Annotated in this window: 16 protein-coding genes and 1 pseudogene; 8 read left to right on the forward strand and 9 right to left on the reverse strand. The window is 70.5% G+C overall.

Translation table 11 applies throughout. The features are described from left to right. Positions 1 to 130: 130 nt before the first annotated feature. Together ACWC1K_RS07645 and ACWC1K_RS07650 are read left to right on the forward strand one after the other, a co-directional pair. Positions 131 to 1,645 carry a sialidase family protein gene (locus ACWC1K_RS07645; protein ID WP_450829322.1) on the forward strand — a complete coding sequence of 505 codons (1,515 nt, stop codon included), beginning with the start codon at positions 131 to 133 and terminating at the stop codon, positions 1,643 to 1,645. A gap of 262 nt (positions 1,646 to 1,907) precedes the next feature. Next, entirely contained in the window at positions 1,908 to 4,547 is a 2,640-nt protein-coding gene (locus ACWC1K_RS07650) for a glycosyl hydrolase (RefSeq protein WP_450829323.1), read from the forward strand. Between the two features lie 219 nt (positions 4,548 to 4,766). Here the strand turns inward: ACWC1K_RS07650 and ACWC1K_RS07655 are convergent, their stop codons facing one another. The 4 genes and pseudogenes from ACWC1K_RS07655 to ACWC1K_RS07670 form a co-directional block, all read right to left on the reverse strand. Further along, positions 4,767 to 4,982 carry a hypothetical protein gene (locus ACWC1K_RS07655; RefSeq protein ID WP_450829324.1) on the reverse strand — a complete coding sequence of 72 codons (216 nt, stop codon included), beginning with the start codon at positions 4,980 to 4,982 and terminating at the stop codon, positions 4,767 to 4,769. 84 nt (positions 4,983 to 5,066) lie between these two features. Next, positions 5,067 to 6,446 (reverse strand): M1 family metallopeptidase, encoded by a 1,380-nt coding sequence (locus ACWC1K_RS07660; protein WP_450829325.1) that lies wholly within the window; start codon positions 6,444 to 6,446, stop codon positions 5,067 to 5,069. Positions 6,447 to 6,716: 270 nt separating this feature from the next. Beyond that, a pseudogene (locus ACWC1K_RS07665) lies at positions 6,717 to 7,154 on the reverse strand (helix-turn-helix domain-containing protein); the annotation flags it as partial. A gap of 512 nt (positions 7,155 to 7,666) precedes the next feature. Continuing rightward, positions 7,667 to 8,827, reverse strand: a complete 1,161-nt coding sequence (locus ACWC1K_RS07670; protein WP_450829326.1) for a magnesium and cobalt transport protein CorA — start codon at positions 8,825 to 8,827, stop codon at positions 7,667 to 7,669. A 145-nt stretch (positions 8,828 to 8,972) separates the two neighbouring features. Here ACWC1K_RS07670 and ACWC1K_RS07675 point away from each other — a divergent pair, with 145 nt between their 5' ends. Then, positions 8,973 to 10,085, forward strand: a complete 1,113-nt coding sequence (locus ACWC1K_RS07675; protein ID WP_450829327.1) for a winged helix DNA-binding domain-containing protein — start codon at positions 8,973 to 8,975, stop codon at positions 10,083 to 10,085. 3 nt (positions 10,086 to 10,088) lie between these two features. On the opposite strand, the gene ACWC1K_RS07680 is transcribed toward ACWC1K_RS07675, so the two are convergent. Continuing rightward, entirely contained in the window at positions 10,089 to 10,736 is a 648-nt protein-coding gene (locus ACWC1K_RS07680) for a LysE family translocator (protein WP_450829328.1), read from the reverse strand. Positions 10,737 to 10,815: 79 nt separating this feature from the next. Here ACWC1K_RS07680 and ACWC1K_RS07685 point away from each other — a divergent pair, with 79 nt between their 5' ends. Together ACWC1K_RS07685 and dmpI are read left to right on the forward strand one after the other, a co-directional pair. Continuing rightward, on the forward strand, positions 10,816 to 11,682 hold the full coding sequence (locus ACWC1K_RS07685; protein WP_450829329.1) for a LysR substrate-binding domain-containing protein: 867 nt from the start codon (positions 10,816 to 10,818) through the stop codon (positions 11,680 to 11,682). A 115-nt stretch (positions 11,683 to 11,797) separates the two neighbouring features. Further along, positions 11,798 to 11,980 carry a 4-oxalocrotonate tautomerase DmpI gene (gene dmpI, locus ACWC1K_RS07690; protein WP_450829330.1) on the forward strand — a complete coding sequence of 61 codons (183 nt, stop codon included), beginning with the start codon at positions 11,798 to 11,800 and terminating at the stop codon, positions 11,978 to 11,980. A 122-nt stretch (positions 11,981 to 12,102) separates the two neighbouring features. Here the strand turns inward: dmpI and ACWC1K_RS07695 are convergent, their stop codons facing one another. The 3 genes from ACWC1K_RS07695 to ACWC1K_RS07705 all read right to left on the reverse strand — a co-directional run bounded on the left by ACWC1K_RS07695 (position 12,103) and on the right by ACWC1K_RS07705 (position 16,879). After that, positions 12,103 to 12,894 carry a S1 family peptidase gene (locus tag ACWC1K_RS07695; protein WP_450829331.1) on the reverse strand — a complete coding sequence of 264 codons (792 nt, stop codon included), beginning with the start codon at positions 12,892 to 12,894 and terminating at the stop codon, positions 12,103 to 12,105. A 205-nt stretch (positions 12,895 to 13,099) separates the two neighbouring features. Further along, positions 13,100 to 15,907 carry an ATP-binding protein gene (locus ACWC1K_RS07700; protein ID WP_450829332.1) on the reverse strand — a complete coding sequence of 936 codons (2,808 nt, stop codon included), beginning with the start codon at positions 15,905 to 15,907 and terminating at the stop codon, positions 13,100 to 13,102. 135 nt (positions 15,908 to 16,042) lie between these two features. After that, positions 16,043 to 16,879: a response regulator transcription factor gene (locus ACWC1K_RS07705; RefSeq protein ID WP_450829333.1), complete on the reverse strand. Its 837-nt coding sequence runs from the start codon at positions 16,877 to 16,879 to the stop codon at positions 16,043 to 16,045. Between the two features lie 119 nt (positions 16,880 to 16,998). Here ACWC1K_RS07705 and ACWC1K_RS07710 point away from each other — a divergent pair, with 119 nt between their 5' ends. Continuing rightward, positions 16,999 to 18,675 carry an AMP-binding protein gene (locus ACWC1K_RS07710; RefSeq protein ID WP_450829334.1) on the forward strand — a complete coding sequence of 559 codons (1,677 nt, stop codon included), beginning with the start codon at positions 16,999 to 17,001 and terminating at the stop codon, positions 18,673 to 18,675. Beyond that, positions 18,672 to 20,261, forward strand: a complete 1,590-nt coding sequence (locus ACWC1K_RS07715) for an AMP-binding protein (protein ID WP_450829335.1) — start codon at positions 18,672 to 18,674, stop codon at positions 20,259 to 20,261. The genes ACWC1K_RS07710 and ACWC1K_RS07715 overlap by 4 nt, the downstream gene beginning before the upstream one ends. A gap of 279 nt (positions 20,262 to 20,540) precedes the next feature. Here ACWC1K_RS07715 and ACWC1K_RS07720 read toward each other — a convergent pair whose 3' ends face one another. Further along, on the reverse strand, positions 20,541 to 21,248 hold the full coding sequence (locus ACWC1K_RS07720; protein ID WP_450829336.1) for a hypothetical protein: 708 nt from the start codon (positions 21,246 to 21,248) through the stop codon (positions 20,541 to 20,543). A gap of 182 nt (positions 21,249 to 21,430) precedes the next feature. Here ACWC1K_RS07720 and gcl point away from each other — a divergent pair, with 182 nt between their 5' ends. Further along, positions 21,431 to 23,215 (forward strand): glyoxylate carboligase, encoded by a 1,785-nt coding sequence (gene gcl, locus ACWC1K_RS07725; protein WP_450829337.1) that lies wholly within the window; start codon positions 21,431 to 21,433, stop codon positions 23,213 to 23,215. Positions 23,216 to 23,349: the final 134 nt, after the last annotated feature.

Raw genomic sequence — 23,349 nt, forward strand, 5'->3', positions numbered from 1 at the left:
GTCCTGCACGATGTTCGGTCCGGCTGGGCTCCGCCCCCCTGATGGCGCGGACGTGTACGAGGCATCCTCCCGTCCCCACTCCGCGGCGCACCGATGCCGGACGTGCCCCTTCTGCGAAAGGGAACGGATCATGTCTCTGGCATCCCTGCTCCGCCGACTGGCGAGACCCGGCCTGGTGACGGCGGCCCTCGCCGCCGGCGCGCTGGCCCTGTCGACGACCACGGCCAGTGCCGCGCCCGCGCTCACCCAGATCAGCACGGATCCCTACACCAACTCCACCAGCCAGCACGCCACCGAGGTCGAGCCGGACACCTTCTCCTACGGCTCGACGATCGTCTCCGCCTTCCAGGTCGGCCGGTTCAACGACGGCGGCTCCTCCAACGTCGGCTTTGCGACTTCAGGCAACGGCGGCGCCACCTGGACCAAGGGATTCCTGCCCGGGATCACCACGCAGGCGGGCGGCACCTTCCAGCGGGTCAGCGACCCGTCGGTGGCCTACGACGCCAAGCACCACACCTGGCTGATCTCCACCATCCCCATCACCTCCTCCGTCGCCGTACCGGAGGTCTTCACCAGCCGCTCGACCGACGGCGGACTGACCTGGAGCAACCCCGTGGTCACCGCGACCGGTTCGAACCTCGACAAGAACTGGATCGTCTGCGACAACACCGCCACGAGCGCCTTCTACGGCAACTGCTACACCGAGTACGACAACAACGGCGACGGCGACCGCATCAAGATGACCACCTCCTCCGACGGCGGACTGACCTGGGGCGCCTCGAAGAACACCGGAAACAACGCCACCGGCCTGGGCGGGCAGCCCGTCGTCCAGCCGAACGGCACCGTGGTGGTCCCGATCGCCAACGCCTCGGAGACCGCGATCCGCGCCTTCACCTCCACCAACGGCGGCAGCACCTGGACCAATGCCCGCACCGTGGCCACGGTCAGTACGTTCACCGTGGGCGGGGGGCTGCGCAGCGGCCCGCTGCCCTCCGCCGAGATCGACGCCGCCGGGAAGGTGTACGTCGTCTGGCAGGACTGCCGCTTCCGCGCGAGTGGGGGCTCGTGCACCTCCAATGACATCGTGATGGCGACGACCACCAACGGCACCGCCTGGTCGTCGGTGACCCGCATCCCGATCGACGCGACGAGCAGCACCGTCGACCACTTCATCCCCGGCCTCGCCGTCGACCCCGCCACCTCCGGCAGCACCGCGCACCTGGCGCTGACGTACTACTACCACCCCACCGCCAACTGCACTGCCTCCACCTGCCAGTTGGACGTCGGCTACGTCTCCTCGACCAACGGCGGCAGCACCTGGACGGCGCCGACCCAGCTGGCCGGTCCGATGACCCACTCCTGGCTGGCGAGCACCACGCAGGGCACCATGGTGGGCGACTACATCTCGACGTCGTTCTCCGGCGCAACCGCACATCCCGTGTTCGCCGTCGCCACCGCCCCCAGTGGCTCGGTCTTCAACGAGGCGATGTACACGCCGACTTCGGGCCTCACCGCGGCCGCCGGCACCACCGCCGTCACGCCCGCCACCGCGCGTGACAACGCCCTCTCGGCCCGTCTTGCCGCGATCGCCTACGCGCAGTGGCTGGCCAACGGCGGCACCGAAGGCGGCGAGGACAGCCCCTGACCGACAGCCGACCCGGTCTGTCCGGCGGCCGGCCGCCGGACAGACCCCCCGCTCACGGCCGGTGAAGCGGCCCCAGAAGCCGCCGCCCAAGCCTGCCCCGGCGACGACACCACTTTCGCGGCCAACCTCGATCAGAGCCACAGCCACCATGTCGCTGGTGGCAGGTTCCGGTCAAAGACTTGTCCAAAAACCGGACGCCTTCTGTGGCCAGTGATCTGGTTCTCCACGACGGCTGTACGACCACCCGTTTTCGGAGGATCTGGTGTCAGCACCAACCCGTAAGAGACGATGGCTCACGATCTGCGCCATCACCGCGTCCGCCGCGCTTGTCACGACCCCCGCAGGGGCAGCGGCCGGCAAGGGCAAGAGCCCGTTCGGAGCGCGCACCCTCGCGCGACTCGCCGCCCAGCGCGAGCAGTCGGTCAGCGCCATGAGCCCCAGCCTGAAGGGCGAGGACGGGGACGACGGCAACGAGGCGGACGAGATAGCCGAGGGCGCGGACCAGTACGCCGAGGCCCGCACCTCGCCCGGCATTGTCGCCCCCGGCGCGTACGGTGCCGCGTGGACGAGTCTGACCAACCTGCCGAACACCGGCGGCCGTTGGCAGGGCGTTACCGACCTGCCGTACAACTCCGACGACTCCCGCTACCGGGACATCGACTCCAACTCCAGCGGCGGCTCGGGCAACGTGACCGGTCGCATGGCGGCGATCGCCGCCGACGACGACGGGTACGTGTACGCGGGGAGCGCGGGCGGTGGCGTCTGGCGGTCCAAGCGGGGCGGCGGGCACTGGAAGCCGATCAGCGACAAGCTGCCGTCGCAGTCCACCGGCGCGCTCGCGCTGGACGGGGCCGGCCGGCTGTGGCTGGGTACCGGCGAGGCGAACACCAACGCGGACGCGTACCTCGGCAGTGGTGTGTACGTGCTGTCCGACCCCCACCACGGCAGCTTCTCCGCCCGCAGCCGGGTCGGCGGCGACGAACTGGAGTCCACCACCATCCGCCAGCTGCGGTTCGGCGGCGGCAAGGTGTGGGCGGCGACCAGCGAGGGCGTGTGGAGCCACTCCACGAAGACCCTGAAGGGCGCCTGGAAGCTGGAGTACGCGCCCAACCCCGGCTATCTGCCGGGCGGTTCGAAGGCGAGCGACCCGTCGGCCGCCTACAAGAACATCACCAACGACATCGCGATCGACCCCAAGGACCCCTCGAAGGTGATCCTCGCGGTCGGCTGGCGCAGCGGTGACGACTACAACGGCTTCTACACCAAGGACGCAAGCGGCGCCTGGACGCGGATCACCAGCGGCTTCGGTGACCTGCCGACCGACGCGGACAACGTCGGCACGGTCACTTTCGCCCGCGCCGCCGACGGCTCGCGCTACTACGCCATCGACCAGTCGCCCGAGCAGATGGCGTCCAACCCGGACAGCGGTCTTCAGGGCATCTACAGCGCCGCCTCGCCGTTCGGGCCGTGGACGAAGGTCGCCGACTACAAGCAGCTGGCCGCCGACGGCTCGGCGCTGACCTCCAGCGGCTTCATGCCGGGCGTGCAGGCCTGGTACAACCAGTTCCTGACCGTGGACCCGAACGACCCCAAGCACGTGTACGCGGGCCTGGAGGAGGTCTTCGAGTCCAAGGACGGCGGCTCCAGCTGGTCGACCGTGGGCCCGTACTGGAACTTCAACTTCTCCTGCTGGTCGATCGACCCGGCCAAGCAGACCGGTGACTGCAACCCCACCACCCACTCCGACCAGCACGGCGTCGCGATCGGCAGCTACCACGGCAAGAACTTCGTGTACGTCGGCAACGACGGCGGTGTCTACAAGCGGCCGGTGAGCGGCTCCCAGGATGCCTCCGGGCACGCCACCGACTGGACTTCGCTGAACGACGGGACCATCGACACCCTCCAGTACTACTCGGTCGGCGTCGGCAAGGACCTCGACCACGGCGGCGTGTCCGTCACCGGTGGGCTGCAGGACAACGGCCAGTCCGTCCTGCGCAGCAACGACACCGTGATGGGCTCCAACTTCGGCGGCGACGGCGGCGACACCCTCACCGACCCGGCCAACGGCTGCAACATCGCCGAGGAGTACGTCTATCTCGCGATTCAGATCACGCAGAACTGCGCGGTCAACGACGGCAGTTGGTCCACGGACGCAAGCAAGGCCACGTCGTACAACGTCGCGCCGGCCGACAACGCCACCAGCGAGGCCCGCTTCATCGCCCCGCTCGCGGCCGACGCGAAGGACAGCAACACCTGGATCGCGGGCGGCCGGCACATCTGGGTGCAGACCAAGGGCTACGCCATCCGCAGCGGATCCGAGTGGAAGAGCCTGTACGACCTCGGCGCCGGGCGCACCGCGACCGCCGTGGCCGCCTCAGGGGGCAAGGTCTACGCGGCCTGGTGCGGACCCTGCAACAACCAGGGCTTCGCCCGCGGCATCTCGGTCGGCAACGCGGACGGCACCGGCTGGCACGACATCACCCTGCCCGCCGACGGGACCGTGCCCAACCGCTACCTCAGCGGCTTCGCCGTCGACCCGAAGAACGCCGACCACGTCTTCCTCGCCGTCAACGGCTTCTCCCGGCACTGGACCGAGGGCCCCGGCGCGGGCGTCGGCCACGTCTTCGAGTCCACCGACGGCGGCACCACCTGGAAGGACGTCTCGGCGAACCTTCCCGACGTGCCGACGAACTCGGCGGTCGTCCTGCCGAACGGCGGCCTCGCCGTCGCCACCGACCTCGGCGTCGTCTACCGCGCCCCGGGCCACACCACCTGGCAGCGCGTCGGCTCCCTGCCGGCCGTCGGCGTACTCCAGCTGAAGCTGAGCCCCGACGGCCGCGTCCTGTACGCGGCCACCCACGGCCGCGGCATCTACACCATCAAGGTGCGCGACTGCGACTGACGTACAGGTGAGGCGATAGGAGGGGTGATCCCGGTGTGCCGGGGTCACCCCTCCTGTGGGTACCGGACCACGCTCACGTCGAGTGTGCAGGCGATCTTCGCTGCACCCGCGATGTCCGGCGCCTTGGCCCGTGCGCGGATTCTCCCCGGCGGCTTCAGGAGTTCAGTGCGTACTGCCGGGGCGGCGTTGCACCCGGTCAGGTGATGGCCGGCAGGGTGGTCAGCCCGGCGCCGACAGGTGGTGAACTCCTTCCCAGGGCCAGGTCCGCTCGGTCCGCAGCCGACGGCGGCGAGCGTGGTCGGCGAGGCGGGCGGGCAGGTGGTAGCGGCAGAAACGCATGGTGTCCGGCTCGGCGTCGGCCAGATCGTCGATGTCGTGCAGGGCCAGCAGCCGCAACCACGCGTCAAGACCGGCGGCGAGTGTCGCAGCGAGCATCCACCCATGCTGACCTTCCATGACCGCGAGATCACGCTGGTGTACCCACCCGCGGAAGGGCTTCCTCCAGAGTTCGGATCTCTCTCATGGCATCCGGGACGGCTTCTTCTTGTTGAAGAGCCAGACATCGAAGAGCTTCGTCAGGTTCTTCCCGGACCTGCCTTCACACAGGGCGATGAACTGGCCGGTGTCGGCGTTGCCGTGCCGGTGCTGTCGGTTCCAGGTGCGGAGAATGTCGAAGAAGGTCTTGTCGCCGACGGCCTCGCGCACCTTGTGCACGACCATGGCGCCGCGCCCGTAGACGGGCGGGTCGGAGACGCGCGCCGCGCTGGGCGGATCGGCCGGGGGGAAGGCCCAGATGCCCTCGCTCTCGGGATCTGTGCCGTCGTAGAAGTCCTCGAAGATCTCGTCGGTGTTCCTGCCGCCCTGTTGCTCCTCCCAGAGCCACTCCGCGTAGGTGGCCATGCCCTCGTTGAGCCAGATGTCTTTCCACTTGCGTGGGGTGACGGAGTTGCCGAACCACTGGTGTGCCAACTCGTGGACAAGCAGCGTCTCGTCCGGCGCCTCATCGAAGTAGGGCTTGGTCTGGGTCTCCAGGGCGTAGTCAAGTTCGGGCAGGTGGTCGACGATGGCGCCGGTGGAGGAGAAGGGGTAGGGACCGAAGCGTTCGCTCGCCCAGCCGACGATCTCGGATACCAGATCTTTGACGTCTGCGGCGTCTTCGGACTCCTCGGGGTCGATGGCGACGTAGACAGGCAGGTCGTCGTCGGTCGAGCCCTGGGCGACCTCGAAGTAGCCGACAGAGACGTTGGCGAGGTAGCTGGCCATGGGCTCCTTGGTGCGCCAGTGCCGGGTCACTGTCTCACCCCTGTCCTCCTCTGCGATCAGCTCGCCGTTGCTGACTACGTCGTAGGGATCGCCGTCCTCGTCCTTGGGCACGGTGACCGTGATGTCGTACGTGGCCTTGTCCGAAGGGTGGTGGTTCCCCGGGAACCAGGTCATGGAACCGGCAGGCTGGCCAAGGGCGGTCGAGCCGTCATCGGTCTCTATCCAGCCCTCCAGGCCTCCGTCGTCGTCCTCAATCGTGCGGGGGGTGCCGTCGTAGGTGACGACCGTCTTGAAGGTGTCACCGTCCTTGACGGGCTTCGCCGGTGTCACCAGCAACTCGTCCTTCTCACGCGAATATTGGGCCTTCACGCCTTGCACCGTGGCCAGGCGTACCCGCAGTCCTGACAGGTCAAGGTTGAAGCGGCTCAGGTCCTGGGTAGCGCGGGCTGTGATGACAGCCGTGCCCTTCAGGCGGTTGGTCTCGGGCACGTAATCCAGAGTCAGTCCGTAATGCGCCACGTCGTAGCCGCCATTGCCGAGCGCGGGAAACAGCCGGTCACCCACCCCGGCCGAGCCGGGCTTCAAGGCCGCGGCGGCACCGTCCCCCGGCGCCGTGCCGGTGCAGGAGGTCGTCATGGTCAGAAGGAATGCCGCAGCCGGAACCCAGCCGGACAGGCGGACCGACGCCGTCGGCCGAAACCGACGGTCGTCCCCTCCATAAGCCTTCATCCCGTGTCTCCAATCGATCGGGGGACGCGAGACGTCAGAAACCCTGCGCTGCCTCTCGGTTGCCTCATGGTTGGCAAAAAATTCTTGAGGCATCTTCCGGCTGACACGACATCATGATCAATGAGCCCTTTCCATCCTCGCTCTGAGCTGGTCAGATGAAGGGTGAGGACGGCCGGGCTCGACGAGTGCCCGGATCTTCGCGTGAGATCGGTTCACCGCCTTCTGGCCTGCGGAAAGGGTCTCCCACCGGCCCCAGCGTGGGACGCGGACCGTGCAGCCTGAACCCGGGTAGGGCAAGAGCGTGCCGTCCAGGATCAGGTACGCCGTCGCTGACGCGCTCTGTACCGCGTCGGCCAGGCTGGGGGCGAGAGCGGCTAGGAGCTCGACAGCCTCGGTGACGTAGCGGTAGGCCGTCGCGGTGCCGACGCCGAACCCTGCCGCGAGTTGGGCATAGGTGTGGCCCACCCGCAGGTGGGCGAGTGTGAGCAGGGCCTGGCGGCCGGCGCTCAGACGCCGCCAGCGTGAGCCGATCTCGCGGCGGTGCCGCCTCAACTGCTGGGTGAGGAAACGGAGGGCAGGGCTGGACACGTCGACGCCCGACGGGTAGACCAGCATGTGAAACCTCTGGTGGAGACGGTTCTCTTGGTCGAAGACCCGTCTACCAGGGGCTTCACCATGTTGTCAGCCCAACTCCCCTGCCCAGAAGCAGGTTCTGGGGAACCTCAGAAAGGCGGCAGAGACCCGTTGCGAAATATCGGGAGGATCACGTGATGCCTTCGCCGATAGCCCGCCGCCACCTTCTGTCTGCCCTGGCCGTCGTGGCACTGGTCGCGTTCGGCTACTACGCTCTCCAGCCCGTCCGAGAGGTTTGCTCGCTCAGCTCCGAGCCGTATGGCTCCACCTTCACCCCAGACAACACCCACTCCTCCAGTGATGGTCAGTGCGGTGAAGAGCGGACGCGGTTCCTGACCTGGTTAGGGCGATAGGGCTCCTGACCGGCCAAAGCCGATGGCTGCGGGTTGCCGCCGTCACCGACGGTCAGAGGTGCCGTGGTTGTTGTTGGTGCCCTACCACCCGATCCGAGCGGTACGAGGCCAGTGCACACTGCCGGGGCGGCATCAGCCGTCCTACAGCCAGCCCCGGCGCTTGAAAATAAGGTACAAGCTCACGCAGATCACGCCCATCAAGCCGATCGCGAAGGGGTATCCGAGGCCCCAGTGCAGCTCGGGCATGTGGGAGAAGTTCATGCCGTAAATAGTGCCGACGAGGGTGGGAGCAAACAGAATCGCGGCCCAGCTGGAGATCCGCTTGATCTCCTCGTTCTGCTCGAACCCCGCCTCCGCCAGGGCCCGCATCTCCGCGTTCTGCTGCTGGGTGACCAGCGTCGCGTTCACCGTGAGGATGTCGGTGAGGGCCTGGCGGAAGCCGTCGACGCGTTCGCTGGTGTGGGTGACGTGGTCGGCGACGTCCCGGAGGTAGCGCTGGAGTTCGTCGTCCGTGCCGTATTTGGAGAACCCGGCGATCAGGCCGTGCAGCATGCCGACCAAAGGCCGGGTGGCGCGCTGGAACTCGACCATTTCGCGGGAGAGTTCGTAGATGCGGCGGGAGACCTCCGGGTCGCCGCGGAAGACCTCGGTCTCGATCTCGTCGATGTCGTTCTGGACGCCCGCCACCACCGGGGCGTAACCGTCGACGACCGCGTCGAGTATGGCGTACAGGACGGCCTCCGGGCCCAGCTTCAGCAGCTCCGGAGACTCCTCCATACGGCGGCGGACCGCGGAGAGGTCGGGGGCGGCGCCGTGGCGGACCGTGATGACGAAGTCGGGTCCCACGAACACATGCAGCTCGCCGAAGTCGACCTCCTCCGGGGCGTCGAGATACCGGGCCGCCCGCAGCACGACGAAGAGCGTGTCGCCGTAGCGTTCCAGCTTGGGGCGCTGGTGGGCCTCCATCGCGTCCTCGACCGACAGCGGGTGAAGGTCGAACTCGGCGGCCAGGGAGAGCAGTTCGCCCTCGGTGGGACGGGCGAGGCCGATCCAGGCCATGCCCGAGGGCTGGTCGCGCAGTTCGCGGAAGGTCTCGGCCAGGGTGGCCGGGGCGGAGACACGGACGCCGTCCCGGTACAGCGCCGCCTGGACGACGCTGGCCACCTCCGGCGACGACGGAGGTGCCGGATCGGAGGGCGCCGGTGCGCTGTTCGGCGCCGGCGGCTGCGGTGGGGTCGGCGCGCGGCGCCAGACGGATTTCCTCGCGTCCTTGGAGACCGGACGGGCGCGTCGCTCGGACATGCGGCTGCCTCCCGGGTCGAAACCTGCGGCTGCGTGATCCCGGGCAGGATATACGGGGCAAACGACGCCGGGGTGTCCTGGGCATCCGGGATCGGACGGACGTTGCGGACAGTAGGTGTCCGCAAGCGCGGCTAGCGTGCGGGGCATGACGAAGACGACAGCGACGGCTCCTGTGCTCGGTACCCGCGCTCTCAACCGCGCGACCCTCGAACGGCAGCTGCTCCTGCGCCGGTCCGCGCTCTCCGCCAGGACCGCCGTCGAGCATCTCCTCGGGCTGCAGGCGCAGAACGTCAAGCCGCCGTACTACGCGCTCGCCGCCCGCCTCGCCGGCTTCAACCCCGAGGAGCTGTCGCGTCTGATGGCGGACCGCGAGGTCGTCCGTATCGTCACCATGCGCTCGACCATCCACACCCACACCGCCGCCGACGCCCTCACCCTGCGTCCGCTGGTCCAGCCGGCCCGGGACCGTGAACTCACCAACTTCCGCAAGGGACTTGGGGGCGTGGACCTCGACCGGCTCGCCGCCCTCGCCCGCGAGCTCGTCGAGGCCGAGCCGCGCACCATGAAGCAGCTGCGCGAGGCCCTGCTGACCGAGTGGCCCGACGCCGACCCACAGGCTCTCGCCATCGCGGCCCGCTGCAAGCTCCCCCTCGTCCAGGTCACCCCACGCGGCCTGTGGGGCAAAAGCGGCCAGGTCGCCCTGACCACCCTGGAGCACTGGCTGGGCCGCGCCCCCGCCGCCCGCCCGACCGCCCCTTCTGCCGACGCCACGGTGCTGCGCTATCTCGCCGCCTTCGGGCCCGCATCCGTCAAGGACATGCAGACCTGGGCCGGGCTGACCCGGCTGCGAGAGGTCTTCGAGCGGCTGCGTTCGCAGCTCGTCACCTTTCGGGACGAGCGTGGGGTCGAGCTCTTCGATCTGCCGGAGGCGCCGCGGCCCGACGCGGAGACTCCTGCGCCGCCCCGCTTCCTCCCCGAGTTCGACAACCTGCTCCTCTCCCACGCCGACCGCACCCGGGTCGTCCCGTCCGAGCACTGGGGCCGCAGCTGGGTGGGAAACCAGGCCTACTGCACGTTCCTCGTCGACGGCTTCCTGGCGGGGGTGTGGAGGCCGGCGGAGGGGGCGCTCGTCATCGAGCCGTTCGGCACCCTCACCAAGGCCCAGCGTGCGGACCTCGTGGAGGAAGGCGGGCGGATGCTCGACACCATGCACCCCGGAACCTCGTACGACATCCGGTTCGGGACCGTGATCCCGTAGGCCTCAGTCCGCCCGGCCCGTCACCGCCACCGTCAGGCCCAGCCCGATCATCGCGAAGCCGCCCGCGCCGCCGATCATCGACAGCCGGCGGTCGGAGCCGGCGAACCAGGTGCGGGCGGCCGAGGCGGTCAGGCCCCACAGGGTGTCCGTGACCAGGCCGATCGAGATCGGGATCAGGCCGAGCAGCAGCATCTGCACCGGGACGTGGCCCGCCGCGTGGTCCACGAACTGGGGGAGTACGGCGGCGAAGAAGACCACGCCCTTCGGGTTGGTCACCCCGACGAGCACCCCGTCGAGCACCGTGCGCAGATCGCCGCGCGCCGGTCCCTTCGGCTGTGTGCGGATCGCGGACGCCTTCAGCTGCCGCCGGTGCCGGAAGGCCTGCACGCCCAGGTACACCAGGTACGCGGCGCCTGCGAGCTTCACCGCCAGGTAGATGGCCACCGAGCGCTCCACCAGCGAGCCGATCCCGATCGCGACCGCCACCACCAGCAGATACGAGCCGAAGACATTGCCGACCGCCGTCGCCACCGCCGTACGGCGGCCGTGGGCGAGCGCGCGGCCGATGACGAACAGGACGCTGGGGCCCGGAATCACGATCACCAGCAGGGACATCGCGGCGAAGGCGAGGAAACGGTCCGTGGACACCATGTACACCGCTCTCCTCCGGTCGCTCCCCTCGGGCGCTCATTCAAACAGCCGCCCGCGGGATCCCTCTAGAGTCGAGCCCATGGAACTGCGGCAGCTCACCTATTTCGTGACCGTCGCCGAGGAGCTGCACTTCGGGCGGGCGGCCGAGCGGCTGCACATCGTGCAGTCCGCGGTGAGCATGCAGATACAGCGCCTGGAGCGGGAGCTGGGGGCCGAGCTGTTCGACCGGACGCCGCGCCGGGTGCGGCTCACGGCGGCGGGGGAGCGGCTGCTGCCCGAGGCGCGGGAGGTGCTGGCGGCGGCCGACCGGGCGCGTGCCGCCGTCGCCCCGCCGCCCGGCCTGAGGATCGGCACCAGTACGGGCATGGGCACGCATCTCGACCGTGTGCTCGCCGCGTTCGCGCGCCGCGCCCCGGACGTGCCCGTCGAGCTGTTCTCGCTGCCGGTCGCCGAACGCCTCGCCGGCGTCGCGGGCGGCCGGCTGGACGCCGCTTTCGTACGAGCCGTCGAACCGGTGCCCGGCGTACGTGTGCTGCCCCTGTGGCCCGACCCGCTGGTGGCCGCCCTCCCCGCCACGCACCCCCTCGCGGGCCGTGCGGAGATCGGCATCGAGGAGCTGGCCGAGGTTCCGCTCGCCCTCACCGGGCGCCGCAACAACTCCGCCCTGGTCGACCTGGTCGTCGGCGCCTGTTACGAGGCCGGGTTCGAGCCGCTGCCCGGACCGTCGAGCGGTTCCCTCCAGGACACCCTCGCCACCATCGGCAGCCGCCCGCTGTGGACCGTCGTGTACGCGTCCCACGCGCGCGTGCTGCACAGCCCCCGCGTGGCCTTCGTACCGTTCCGCGCGCCGGGCCTCGCCCTGTCCACGGGTCTCGCCGTGCCGGTCGGTGCCCCGCCCCCGCACCTGGACACCCTGCTGCTGGCCTGCGGCGATCACGAGAACTGATCGCTGCGGTCGCGGTCTGGTTCTTGGTCGCGGGCGTCCGGCGCGATGGACTGGACTCACCGGAAGGGGGCCTGCAACGGGCCCCGACGGGCAACGTATTCAAGGGAGTTCAGCCATGCCGATCGTCACCGTCCAGCAGGGTCCTCGCGACACCGAGCTCAAGCGGGACCTCGTCAAGCGCATCACCGACGCCTTCGTGGACGCGTACCGGATCCCGGCCGAGACCGTTCAGGTGTGGATCCACGAGGTGCCGGCGGACAGCTGGGGCGCGGCGGGGAAGCTCATCGCCGACAAGTAGTGCCCGCTGCGCGCGACGAGCAGCGCATGGAAAGGGGGCGCTGCGAGCTGCTCGTGGTAGCCCGCAACGCCCCCTTGTCTCTCACCTGAGGGGTGCTCAGGAGATCTTCTGGAGCACTCTTCCTACGAGTTGACCTGTGCGGTCACCAGGCTGGAGAAGGTGGTCAGCCGGGTGTAGACACCCGGGTATCCCGCCTCCGCACAGCCGTTGCCCCAAGAAGTGATCCCTGCCAGGACGCCCCCGATGAGCAGGGGACCGCCGCTGTCGCCCTGGCAGGTGTCTACGCCGCCGGATGTGTATCCGGCGCAAACCATGTCGGTCTGGACGAACTCAGACCCGTACGAGCTCTTGCAGCTGGAGTCGGCCACGATCGGCACGGTCGCCGTCCGCAGCTGGTTGGAGGAGCTGCCGTTCTCCGAGGTGGTGCCCCATCCGAGGATGCGGGCGGTGGTGCCGGCCGCGTACACCGACGTGTCCGAGGACTTCACGTACGACGCCGTCGTGTACGGCATCGACGTCGCCAGCGTCAGTACCGCCACGTCGTCGCCGTTGGTGGCGTCCGTGTAGTTCGGGTTGATCCAGATCCTGCTGACCTTGCTGACCGTGCCGTTGGTGCCGTTCAGATAGGTGCGGCCGCCCACGACTCTGACGCTGCTCGTCGTCTCCCCGACCATGCAGTGAGCGGCGGTGATCACCTTGGTGGCCGAGACGAGGGTGCCGCCGCAGAACTGGTTCTGCGAGGCGTCCGTGATCTGCATGACGAACGGGTAGGCCGTGGTCGTGGTCGTGGTGCCGCCCACGATGGGCTGGGGCGCGGCTGCCGCGGAAGACGCGCCGAGCAGTGCGGTGGTGGCCGCTGCAGCGGCCGCCGTGAGTACCGCGGCGGTCTTCCTGGCACGGTTGGACCCGAACATGAGTCTCCTCAGTGGGGGTTGCCGGTGGGGGGTCGCGCGGGTGTGGGGGGTTGTGCACGGGGGTCGCGGGACCGACCCCCGTATGCCCGGGCGAGCGGCACGTCCTCAAGCTAGGACGCAGAACCCCCGGCTCCCAATGAGGGAACCCCCTAGGGGGTTGTGTAAGGGAAAACCCTCGGTCGGCTTCAGTTAACCTGTCGCGCCGTCACTTCGCTCGCCGTGCCGCCGCCAAACGGACGATATCCACGCGCGAGCGGATCCCCAGCTTGCGGTAGACCCGGGTCAGTGTTGCCTCGACCGTCTTGACGCTGATGAACAGCCGCGCGGCGATCTCCCGGTTGGTCGCGCCCTCCATGACGAGCGCGGCGACCTGGCGTTCCATCGCGGCGAGCCCCTCCAGGCCCTCGGACGCGTCCGTGGGGGCGATCGGTTCCACCGGGTTCGCCGCGGTGGCCGCCTCCACCTGACGCACCCACGGCAGCGCCCGGCAACGGCGGAACAGCCGGGCCGCCTCGTCGTACGACGAGCGCCCCGCCCGGCCGGGACGCAGCGATGCCAGCGCGAACGCGGCGCGTGCCTCCTCCAGGCCGTAGCCCAGCTTGGCCAGCCGGTCCTGCGCCGAGGCCAGCTGGGCGAGGGCGGCCTCGTGCTCGCCGCGTGCCGCCCGCACCAGTGCCTCGGCCCGGTCCAGCACCGCCAACACGCCCTCGCGTCCGAGCCGCTGGGCCTGTCCGCGTGCCACGTCGAGGAGTTGCTGCGCCTCGTCGGTCTCACCGGTGCGCACGAGGGCCTCGGCGAGGTCGCCGTGCCAGCGGCCGCGCGCGGGGTCGGTGATGCCGAGCCCGTCCTCCAGGTCCCGCACCCGGCGCAGGGAGCGGACCGCGCCCTCGGCGTCCCCGGCGACCAGCTGGGCGTGGCCGAGCGCGGTCAGCCCTCGGGAGATGTACATCTGGTCGCCGGCCCGCTCGGCGAGCTCCACCGCCTCGCGGCCCAGCGTCAGCGCCCGCTCCACATCCCCGCCGGAGGCCTCCGCGAGGGAGGCGAGCACGGCGGAGGACGCCTCGCCGATCCCCGAGTCGCGGGCCAGCCGCATGCTCTCCCGGGCCAGGTCCAGGGCCCGGCCGCAGTGCCCGGAGCGCAGTTCGGTCTCGGCGAGCAGACGCATGAAGTGCACCTCGCTCTCGACCATGCCGCGTCTGCGGGCCTCGCGCAGCAGCGCGCTGACGGTGGAGCGGGCCTCGGGCAGCTGGTCGCTCATGATCAGCCAGCGGTAGCGGGTCGCGCCGGCGCCGTTGTGGTGGCAGGCCACGTCGGGGAGCTGAGGCTCCTTCAGCGCGCGTTTGATGGTCGCCGGGGCGTCCGGGTGCCCCATCAGGGTCTCGGTCGTCGCCTGGAAGGCCAGCGCGAGGAGCTCGGTGCGGCGGTCGCCGGCCCGCGCCGCGAGCTCAGCGGCGTGCGCGGCCTCCTCCCGGCCGATGGCGAAGTCGCCCTCCACGACCAGTCCGCGCCAGGCCAGCTGGTAGTGGACCAGGGCGAGCAGCCCCGGGTCGGCGCCGGCGTCGGCCAGCGCCTGCGGGTAGACGGTGTCGACGTCGCCGAGGGCCTGCCCGGCCGCCTCGATGACCACCATCCAGGCCCGCACCCGGTCCGCGGGCTCGGCGGCCCGGGTCAGCACGTCGCGGGCGATGTCCCGGGCGAGGTCCACCTCACCGGCGGTGATCGCGTCCTCGGCGGCCTCCAGCCGGCGCTCGTCCGGACCCGGCTCGCCGTCGGCCGGGGTGTGCCGGGCGGCGAGCAGCCCGAGCGAGGCGGCCACCGAGGGGGCCCCGCGGTCCCGGGCCAGGGCGGCGGCCTCGGCGAGCCGGGCCGCGGCCTCCGGATCGGTGCCGGTGGTCGCGAGGGCGAGGTGGCGGGCGCGCTCGATCGGGTCCGAGGCGGCCGTGGACAGCGCGGCGTGCGCGGCCCGCCGCTCCTGCGCGGGCGCCTCCGCGTACAGGGCGGCCGAGATCAGCGGATGCGCGAAGCGGACGGCGGGGCCCTCCGGCTCGGTGGCCAGCAGCCCGAGTTCGGCCGCCTGCGCGGTCTCCGCCTCGGCGTTCTCCCGGCCGGCCTCGTGCAGCAGGGCCAGGGTCGGGCGGGCGCCCACGCTGGCCACCAGGAGGGTGCGGCGGGCCTCGACGGAGAGCATGTCGAGCCGGTTCAGGACGAGGGCGCGCAGCGAGGTGGGCACCGGCAGCGGCTCGCCGGGCCGCGGCGGGGTCGGGCTCTCGGCGAGGGCGCGGCCCAGTTCGAGGGCGAAGAACGGGTTGCCGCCGCTGGTGCGGTGGATGTCCCGGACCGTGGACCGTGGCAGGCCGGTGTAGCCGCGGTGGTCGAGCAGCGCGGACACCTGGGCACGGGAGAGCGCCCCGAGCCGCACGGCCAGGGTGTCGGGCGGGGACGCGCTGAGGTGACGGTCGTACTCCTGGCCCTCGGTGCGGACCGCGCACAGCAGTTGCACCGGGGTGTCGCCGAGGCGGCGGGCGGCGAAGCCGAGGAGTTCCGCGCTCGCCGGGTCCAGCCACTGCAGATCGTCCGCCACGACGAGGACGGGGCCCCGCTCGGCGAGCGCGCGCAGCGCGGACAGGACGGCGAGGCGCAGGGCCAGGCCGTCGCGCTGGAGGGTGGACTCGCCGCGGCCGGTGAGCGCCGACTCCAGTGCCGTGCGCTGGGCGGCGGGCAGCTTGTCGTACACCTGGTCCACGACCAGGCCGAGCAGGTCGGCGAGGGCCAGGAAGGGGAGGTGGGATTCGGACTCGGTCGCCGAGCAGCGCAGCACGGTGCGCGCGGCCGTCCCGTATTCGGATGCCAAAGCCCGCAGAGCGGTCGACTTTCCTATTCCGGCGGGGCCGTGGAGCAGCACGCTGCCGCCACGCGCGAGCTGCTCGCGCGCCGCGCTGAGCAGCTCGTCCCGGCCGATGACCAGGTCGGGGTGGCGTCTGGCAGGCTCCCTCAAGTCCCCTCGCACGGTCACCGCTCCCCTCCAAGTGTCGTGCTTCGGGCCAAATTCTAGGCAATCTCTCTTTGAATTTCGGACGGACGACGTGGTGAGGGATATAACAACGGTCAGGGATGGCGAAATTCAGAGCGCCGGTGAACGAATAGAGCGCTACGGCAGCAGCCCCGCCCGGCGGGCCGCGGCCACCGCCTCGCCCCGCGTGTGAGCGCCCAGTTTCCGCATGGCCGACCGCAGGTACCCCTTGACCGTCTCGGTGCGCAGTCCGAGCCGCTCGGCGGCCACCGCGTTCGTGGCCCCCGCGGCCACACAGGCCAGTACGTCCAGCTCGCGGGGGGCCAGGTCGACCCCGTGGGCCTGCGCCTTCGGGGTGAGGAGCCCGCACACGCCGAGCAGTTCCGCCCGCAGTGCGGGATCGGCGATCCGGGGCGTGAGGGCCCGCAGGGCGGCATGGGCCTCCCGCACCTGCTCCCAGGCGGCACCGGCCGCCGGGGCCCGCTCCGGCTCGCCGCGGGCGGCCGCCGCCAGCAGTCCGCGTGCCTCGTCCCCCACGGCCAGCGCCTGCTCCACGTCCCGCGCGGCCTCCATCGCCGCGTCCAGCGTCCGGTCACCGAGCGGCTGCGCGGTGCGCAGGGCCCCGTAGAGCACACCCCGTACCCGGCGTCGTACGACCACCGGCACCGCGAGGATCGAATGCAGCCCCTCCGTGGCGACCGGGATGTCGTACTCGTGGCTGATCTGCCGCGAGGAGGAGTAGTCCGTCACCGCGCACGGCCGGGCGAGCGCGACCGCCCGGCCGCCCAGGCCGTTGCCGGAGGTCACCGGCAGTCCGCTCAGCGCGGGTGTCTCGGTGCCGCTGAGTTCGCTGATGCGCATGTGCCGGCGCCCCGGCTCCACCAGGCCGCCGAAGGCGACCGGGAGCCCCGTGGTGCGCCGCAGCCGTACCAGCGCACTGCGTATCTCGACCGCCCCGGCCGCGTCTGCTGTCACCTGCTTGCCCTCTCCCTGCGGCGCACACCCCCGTTCGGGGGTAGTGAGACCTGCATCACGGATTACACGATGGCAGAGAGCCGCCCGGCAATGGTCCGGTGATGAGGAGGAAAACCACGATGACGACGGCGACGGAGCTCTTCCGCAGTGCGCGGGACTTCCTGCTGGAGCACCGCGAGGACTACGCGAAGGCCTACGAGGGGTTCAGCTGGCCCCGGCCCGAGCGTTTCAACTGGGCGCTCGACTGGTTCGACGTCATCGCCGACGGCAACGACCGGACCGCCCTGCACATCGTCGAGGAGGACGGGAGCGAGGTCCGGGTCTCGTTCGCGGAGATGTCCGACCGCTCCGACCGGGTGGCGAACTGGCTGCGCGAGCGCGGCGTGCGCGCCGAGGACCGCATCCTCGTCATGCTCGGCAACCAGGCCGAGCTGTGGGAGACGGCTCTCGCGGCGATGAAGCTGCGCGCCGTCGTCATCCCGGCCACCCCGCTGCTCGGCCCCGCCGACCTGCGCGACCGCGTCGAGCGGGGTCGAGTGAAGCACGTGATCGTACGGGCCGAGGACACCTCCAAGTTCGACGACGTCCCCGGCGCCTACACCCGCATCTCCGTCGGTGGTCTGCCGGAGGAGGGCTGGGAGCCGTACGAGGACGCGTACGTCCTCGCCCCCGCCGAGTTCCTCCCCGACGGCCCCACCCTCGCCGACGACCCGCTGATGCTGTACTTCACCTCCGGCACCACCGCCCGGCCCAAGCTGGTCGAGCACACCCACACCTCGTACCCGATCGGCCATCTGGCGACGATGTACTGGGTCGGCCTCAAGCCCGGCGACGTGCACCTGAACATCTCCTCGCCCGGCTGGGCCAAGCACGCCTGGTCCAACCTGTTCGCCCCGTGGAACGCGGAGGCGACCGTGTTCATCCACAACTACACCCGCTTCGACGCGGGCCGCCTGATGGCCGAGATGGACCGGGCAGGGGTGACCACCTTCTGCGCCCCGCCCACCGTGTGGCGGATGCTCATCCAGGCGGACCTGACCCAGCTGCGCACCCCGCCGCGCGAGGTGGTGGCGGCGGGCGAACCCCTGAACCCCGAGGTCATCGAGCAGGTCCGGCGTGCCTGGGGCGTCACCATCCGGGACGGCTTCGGACAGACCGAGACGGCCGTGCAGGTCGCCAACAGCCCGGGCCAGGAGCTCAAGACCGGCTCGATGGGGCGGCCCAGCCCGGGCTACAGGGTCGAGCTCCTCGACCCGGTGACCGGTGCCCCCGGAGCCGCCGAGGGCGAGATCGCCCTCGACCTGTCGGCGCGGCCCGTCGGCCTGATGACCGGCTACCACGGCGACCCCGACCGTACGGCGGAGGCGATGGCCGGCGGCTACTACCGCACCGGCGACATCGGCTCCCGCGACGCCGACGGCTACATCACCTACGTCGGCCGCGCCGACGACGTCTTCAAGGCCTCCGACTACAAGATCAGCCCCTTCGAGCTGGAGAGCGCGCTCCTGGAGCACGAGGCGGTGGCCGAGGCGGCCGTCGTGCCCGCCCCGGACGAGCTGCGGCTCGCCGTCCCCAAGGCGTACGTCGTCCTCGCCGAGGGCTGGCAGCCGGGCCCCGACACCGCCAAGGTGCTGTTCGAGCACTCCCGCGAGGTCCTCGCCCCGTACAAGCGCATCCGCCGCCTGGAGTTCGCGCCGCTGCCCAAGACCGTCTCCGGCAAGATCCGCCGGATCGAGCTGCGCGAGGCGACCGCCGCGGGCTCGGCCGACGAGTACCGCGAGGAGGACTTCCGGTGACCGCGCTGTCGTACACGCACGGGACGAGCCCGACCGTCCTGCTCGGGGACACCATCGGCGCCAACCTGGACCGGGCGGTGGCGACCTGGCCGGACCGCGAGGCGCTGGTGGACGTGCCGTCGGGGCGGCGCTGGACGTACGCCCGATTCGGTTCGGACGTCGACGAGTTGGCGCGGGCGCTGGTCGCGAGCGGGGTCGCCAAGGGCGACCGCGTGGGCATCTGGGCGGTCAACTGTGCCGAGTGGGTGCTGGTCCAGTACGCCACCGCCCGGATCGGCGCGATCATGGTGAACATCAATCCGGCCTACCGCACCCACGAGGTCGAGTACGTCCTGGGGCAGGCCGGGATCTCGCTGCTCTTCGCCTCCCTCAGCCACAAGACGAGCGACTACCGGGCGATGGTCGAGGAGGTGCGGGGCAGGTGCCCCGAGTTGCGCGAGGTCGTGTACATCGGCGACCCGAGCTGGCAGGCACTGCTCGGCCGCGGGACCGCCGAGGCCTCGTACGAGGAGCTGTCCTGCGACGACCCCATCAACATCCAGTACACCTCGGGCACGACGGGCTTCCCGAAGGGAGCCACGCTCTCCCACCACAACATCCTCAACAACGGTTATTTCGTGGGTGAGTTGATCGCCTACACCGAGCAGGACCGGGTGTGCATTCCTGTCCCGTTCTATCACTGTTTCGGCATGGTCATGGGGAATGTGGCCGCTACCTCCCACGGTGCCTGCATGGTCATCCCGGCCCCGTCCTTCGACCCCAGGGCCACCCTCGAAGCCGTCCAGCAGGAGCGCTGCACATCCCTCTACGGCGTCCCCACCATGTTCATCGCGGAGCTGAACCTCCCCGACTTCGCGGACTACGACCTCTCCACCCTCCGCACCGGCATCATGGCGGGCTCGCCCTGCCCGGTCGAGGTGATGAAGCGGGTCGTCGCCGAGATGCACATGGAGGAGGTCTCCATCTGCTACGGCATGACGGAGACCTCCCCGGTCTCCCTCCAGACCCGCAGGGACGACGACCTGGAACACCGCACCGGGACGGTCGGCCGGGTCCTCCCGCACATCGAGGTGAAGGTCGTCGACCCGGCGACCGGAGTGACCCGACCACGCGGTGTCCCAGGAGAGTTGTGCACCCGCGGCTACAGCGTGATGCTCGGCTACTGGAACGAGCCGGAGAAGACCGCCGAGGCCGTCGATTCCGGCCGCTGGATGCACACCGGGGACCTGGCGGTGATGCGCGAGGACGGCTATGTCGAGATCGTCGGCCGCATCAAGGACATGATCATCCGGGGCGGAGAGAACATCTACCCGCGCGAGATCGAGGAGTTCCTCTACGGCCACCCCAAGATCCAGGACGTCCAGGTCGTCGGCGTACCGCACGAGAAGTACGGCGAGGAGGTCCTCGCCTGCGTCATCCCGCGCGACCCGGCCGACCCGCCGAGCCTTGAGGACGTGCGCGCCTTCTGCGAGGGCCGGCTGGCCCACTACAAGGTGCCGAGCCGGCTGCGGATCCTGGAGGCCTTCCCGATGACGGTGTCCGGGAAGGTGCGCAAGGTCGAGCTGCGGGAGAAGTACGCCCTGTAGCCGGGCGGCCTGCTCCAGCCGGCCGGATCAGGCGGCCGGCTGGAGCAGCACGCGGCATCGCCCCCCCCAGGCCGTGCAGCAGATGCCGCTCCAGCAGAACGACGAGGCCGGTGCCGTCGCTCTGCCCGCCCGGGTGCCTGCCCGCGCCCGGGCCGGTCCGTCCGCTGCGCCGCTCGTGGACCACGCGGTCCGTCGCGCGAGCCCGAGCGCCTCGCTACCAGGCCTGCTCACCATCCCGGGCTGCTGCGGCATCGCGCTGCGGTACCGCGGCGCGCGGAACTACCGCACCCCGGTGGCGTCCAGCTCGTCGGCGAGGCTGTTGACCGGCTGCGGGGCTCCCGTGAAGTCCAGGACGAACAGAGGGACGCCGAGACTGTCCGCGCGGGTGCGGGCGTCGGTGTCGTAGCCGGCCAGGGAGAAGTAGACGCAGGCCGCCGACTCCGTCATGGCGGTCAGCCACAGGCACTCCACGTCCCGCAGCGAGGCCAGGCGCACGGTCGGGTCGACCTGGGCCAGCAGGCCGCGGGCGGCGATGCCGATGCCGGACGGGGGCCGCTGGTCGGCCCGGCGGATGTCCCGGTAGCCGAGCCAGCGCAGATACACGGCCGCGGCCGTCACCGCGTCCCGGGCGGTGCGGATGGTGACGGGCTGGAAGGGCCGGCGGCGCTTGGCCGGAGCGGCGGCGGCGGCCTCGGTGCCCGCCTCCGCGGTGGCGGTCTGCCCGGCCACCGGGATCCGCAGCACCGTCCCGCACTCGCAGCCCAGCTCCGGGCGCGGCCACTGGTCCCGGCGGCCGCAGGAGCCGCACCGCAACGTGATCCAGTCCTCCGCCCAGGCCCGATGGGTGACGGCCACCGCCGTCCCGTGCCGGTCCAGCTCCGGGGCGACGGGCGCCCCGCACGTGCACGGATACGACGGCGCCGCATAGAGGTGCTCGCGCCGGCAGGCCGGACAGCGCACCGAGACGCTCTCTGACATGGCCCACATCGTCCTCCAGCGGGCCCCCGCTTGTCCGTCTCTTGACGGCCTTCCTTCACCCACCTACATTGCTTCCAGATAGTAGAAAACAGTTTCCGCATTGTGGAAACTAGCTAGGAAGTCGATTACGGAAGAGCTCACCGCGGGGCGCGACGGGAGGGCTGGTCCGACAGCCGAAGCAGGAGAACTCGATGGCACGTATGACCGCTGCCCGCGCGGCAGTTGAGATCCTCAAGCGCGAGGGCGTCACCAACGCGTTCGGTGTGCCCGGCGCGGCGATCAACCCGTTCTACGCGGCGCTCAAGGCCTCCGGCGGCATCAACCACACCCTCGCCCGCCATGTCGAGGGCGCCTCGCACATGGCCGAGGGCTACACCCGCACCCACCCGGGCAACATCGGTGTCTGCATCGGCACTTCGGGGCCCGCGGGAACCGACATGATCACGGGCCTGTACTCGGCGACCGGGGACTCCATCCCGATCCTGTGCATCACGGGCCAGGCCCCGACCGCCGTGATCCACAAAGAGGACTTCCAGGCCGTCGACATCGCCTCGATCGCCAAGCCGGTCGCGAAAATGGCCGTCACGGTCCTTGAGGCGGCACAGGTCCCCGGCGTCTTCCAGCAGGCCTTCCACCTGATGCGCTCGGGCCGTCCCGGCCCGGTCCTCATCGACCTGCCGATCGATGTCCAGCTGACGGAGATCGAGTTCGACCCGGAGACGTACGAGCCGCTCCGGGCGTACAAGCCGGCCGCGACCCGCGCCCAGATCGAGAAGGCGATCGGGCTGCTGAACGAGTCCGAGCGGCCGCTGATCGTCGCCGGCGGAGGTGTCATCAACGCCGACGCGGCCGAACTCCTCGTCGAGTTCGCCGAGTTGACCGGCACCCCGGTCGTCCCGACCCTGATGGGCTGGGGCGTCCTGCCCGACGACCACGAGCTGAACGCCGGCATGGTGGGCCTGCAGACCTCGCACCGCTACGGCAACGCGACCTTCCTGGAGTCCGACTTCGTCCTCGGCATCGGCAACCGCTGGGCCAACCGCCACACCGGCAAGCTGGACGTCTACACGGCCGGCCGCACGTTCGTCCACGTGGACATCGAACCCACCCAGATCGGCAAGATCTTCGCCCCGGACTACGGCATCGCGTCCGACGCGAAGGCGGCTCTGGAGCTCTTCGTCGAGGTGGCAAGGGAACTGAAGGCGGCGGGCAGGCTGCCCGACCGCTCCGCCTGGGCGGCCTCCGCACAGGAGAAGAAGGCGACGCTCCAGCGCCGTACGCACTTCGACGACATCCCGATCAAGCCCCAGCGTGTGTACGAGGAGATGAACAAGGCGTTCGGCCCGGAGACCCGGTACGTCTCCACGATCGGCCTCTCGCAGATCGCCGGCGCCCAGATGCTGCACGTCTTCAAGCCACGGCACTGGATCAACTGCGGCCAGGCGGGCCCCCTCGGCTGGACCATCCCGGCCGCGCTCGGCGTCGCGAAGGCGGACCCGGAGGCGCAGGTGGTCGCCCTGTCCGGCGACTACGACTTCCAGTTCATGATCGAGGAGCTGGCGGTCGGCGCGCAGCACAAGATCCCCTACGTCCATGTCCTGGTGAACAACGCCTACCTGGGCCTGATCCGGCAGGCGCAGCGGGCGTTCGACATCGACTTCCAGGTCAAGCTGGAGTTCGAGAACATCAACTCGCCCGAGCTCGGCGTCTACGGCGTCGACCACGTCAAGGTCGTCGAGGGCCTGGGCTGCAAGGCGATCCGGGTGACCGACCCGAACGAGCTGGGTGCGGCACTGGAGCAGGCCAAGAAGCTCGCCGCCGAGTTCCAGGTGCCGGTCGTCGTCGAGGCGATCCTGGAGCGCGTCACCAACATCGCCATGTCGACCACCAACGACATCAGCAACGTCGTGGAGTTCGAGGAGCTCGCGACCGAGCCGGGGCACGCCCCGACGTCCATCAGGACGCTGAAGGTCTGACCCGGCCGACAGCTGAGGGGCGGGGGGGGGGGGGCGGGGGGGGGCGCGCCCGCCGCGGCGCGCCCCCCGGGCGCCGCCGCCCCCACGTCGAGCCAAGACACAACCAAAAAGAAAAAAACAAAACACCCAACCAC

It is taken from the genome of Streptomyces sp. NPDC001492 (genome assembly GCF_053597275.1).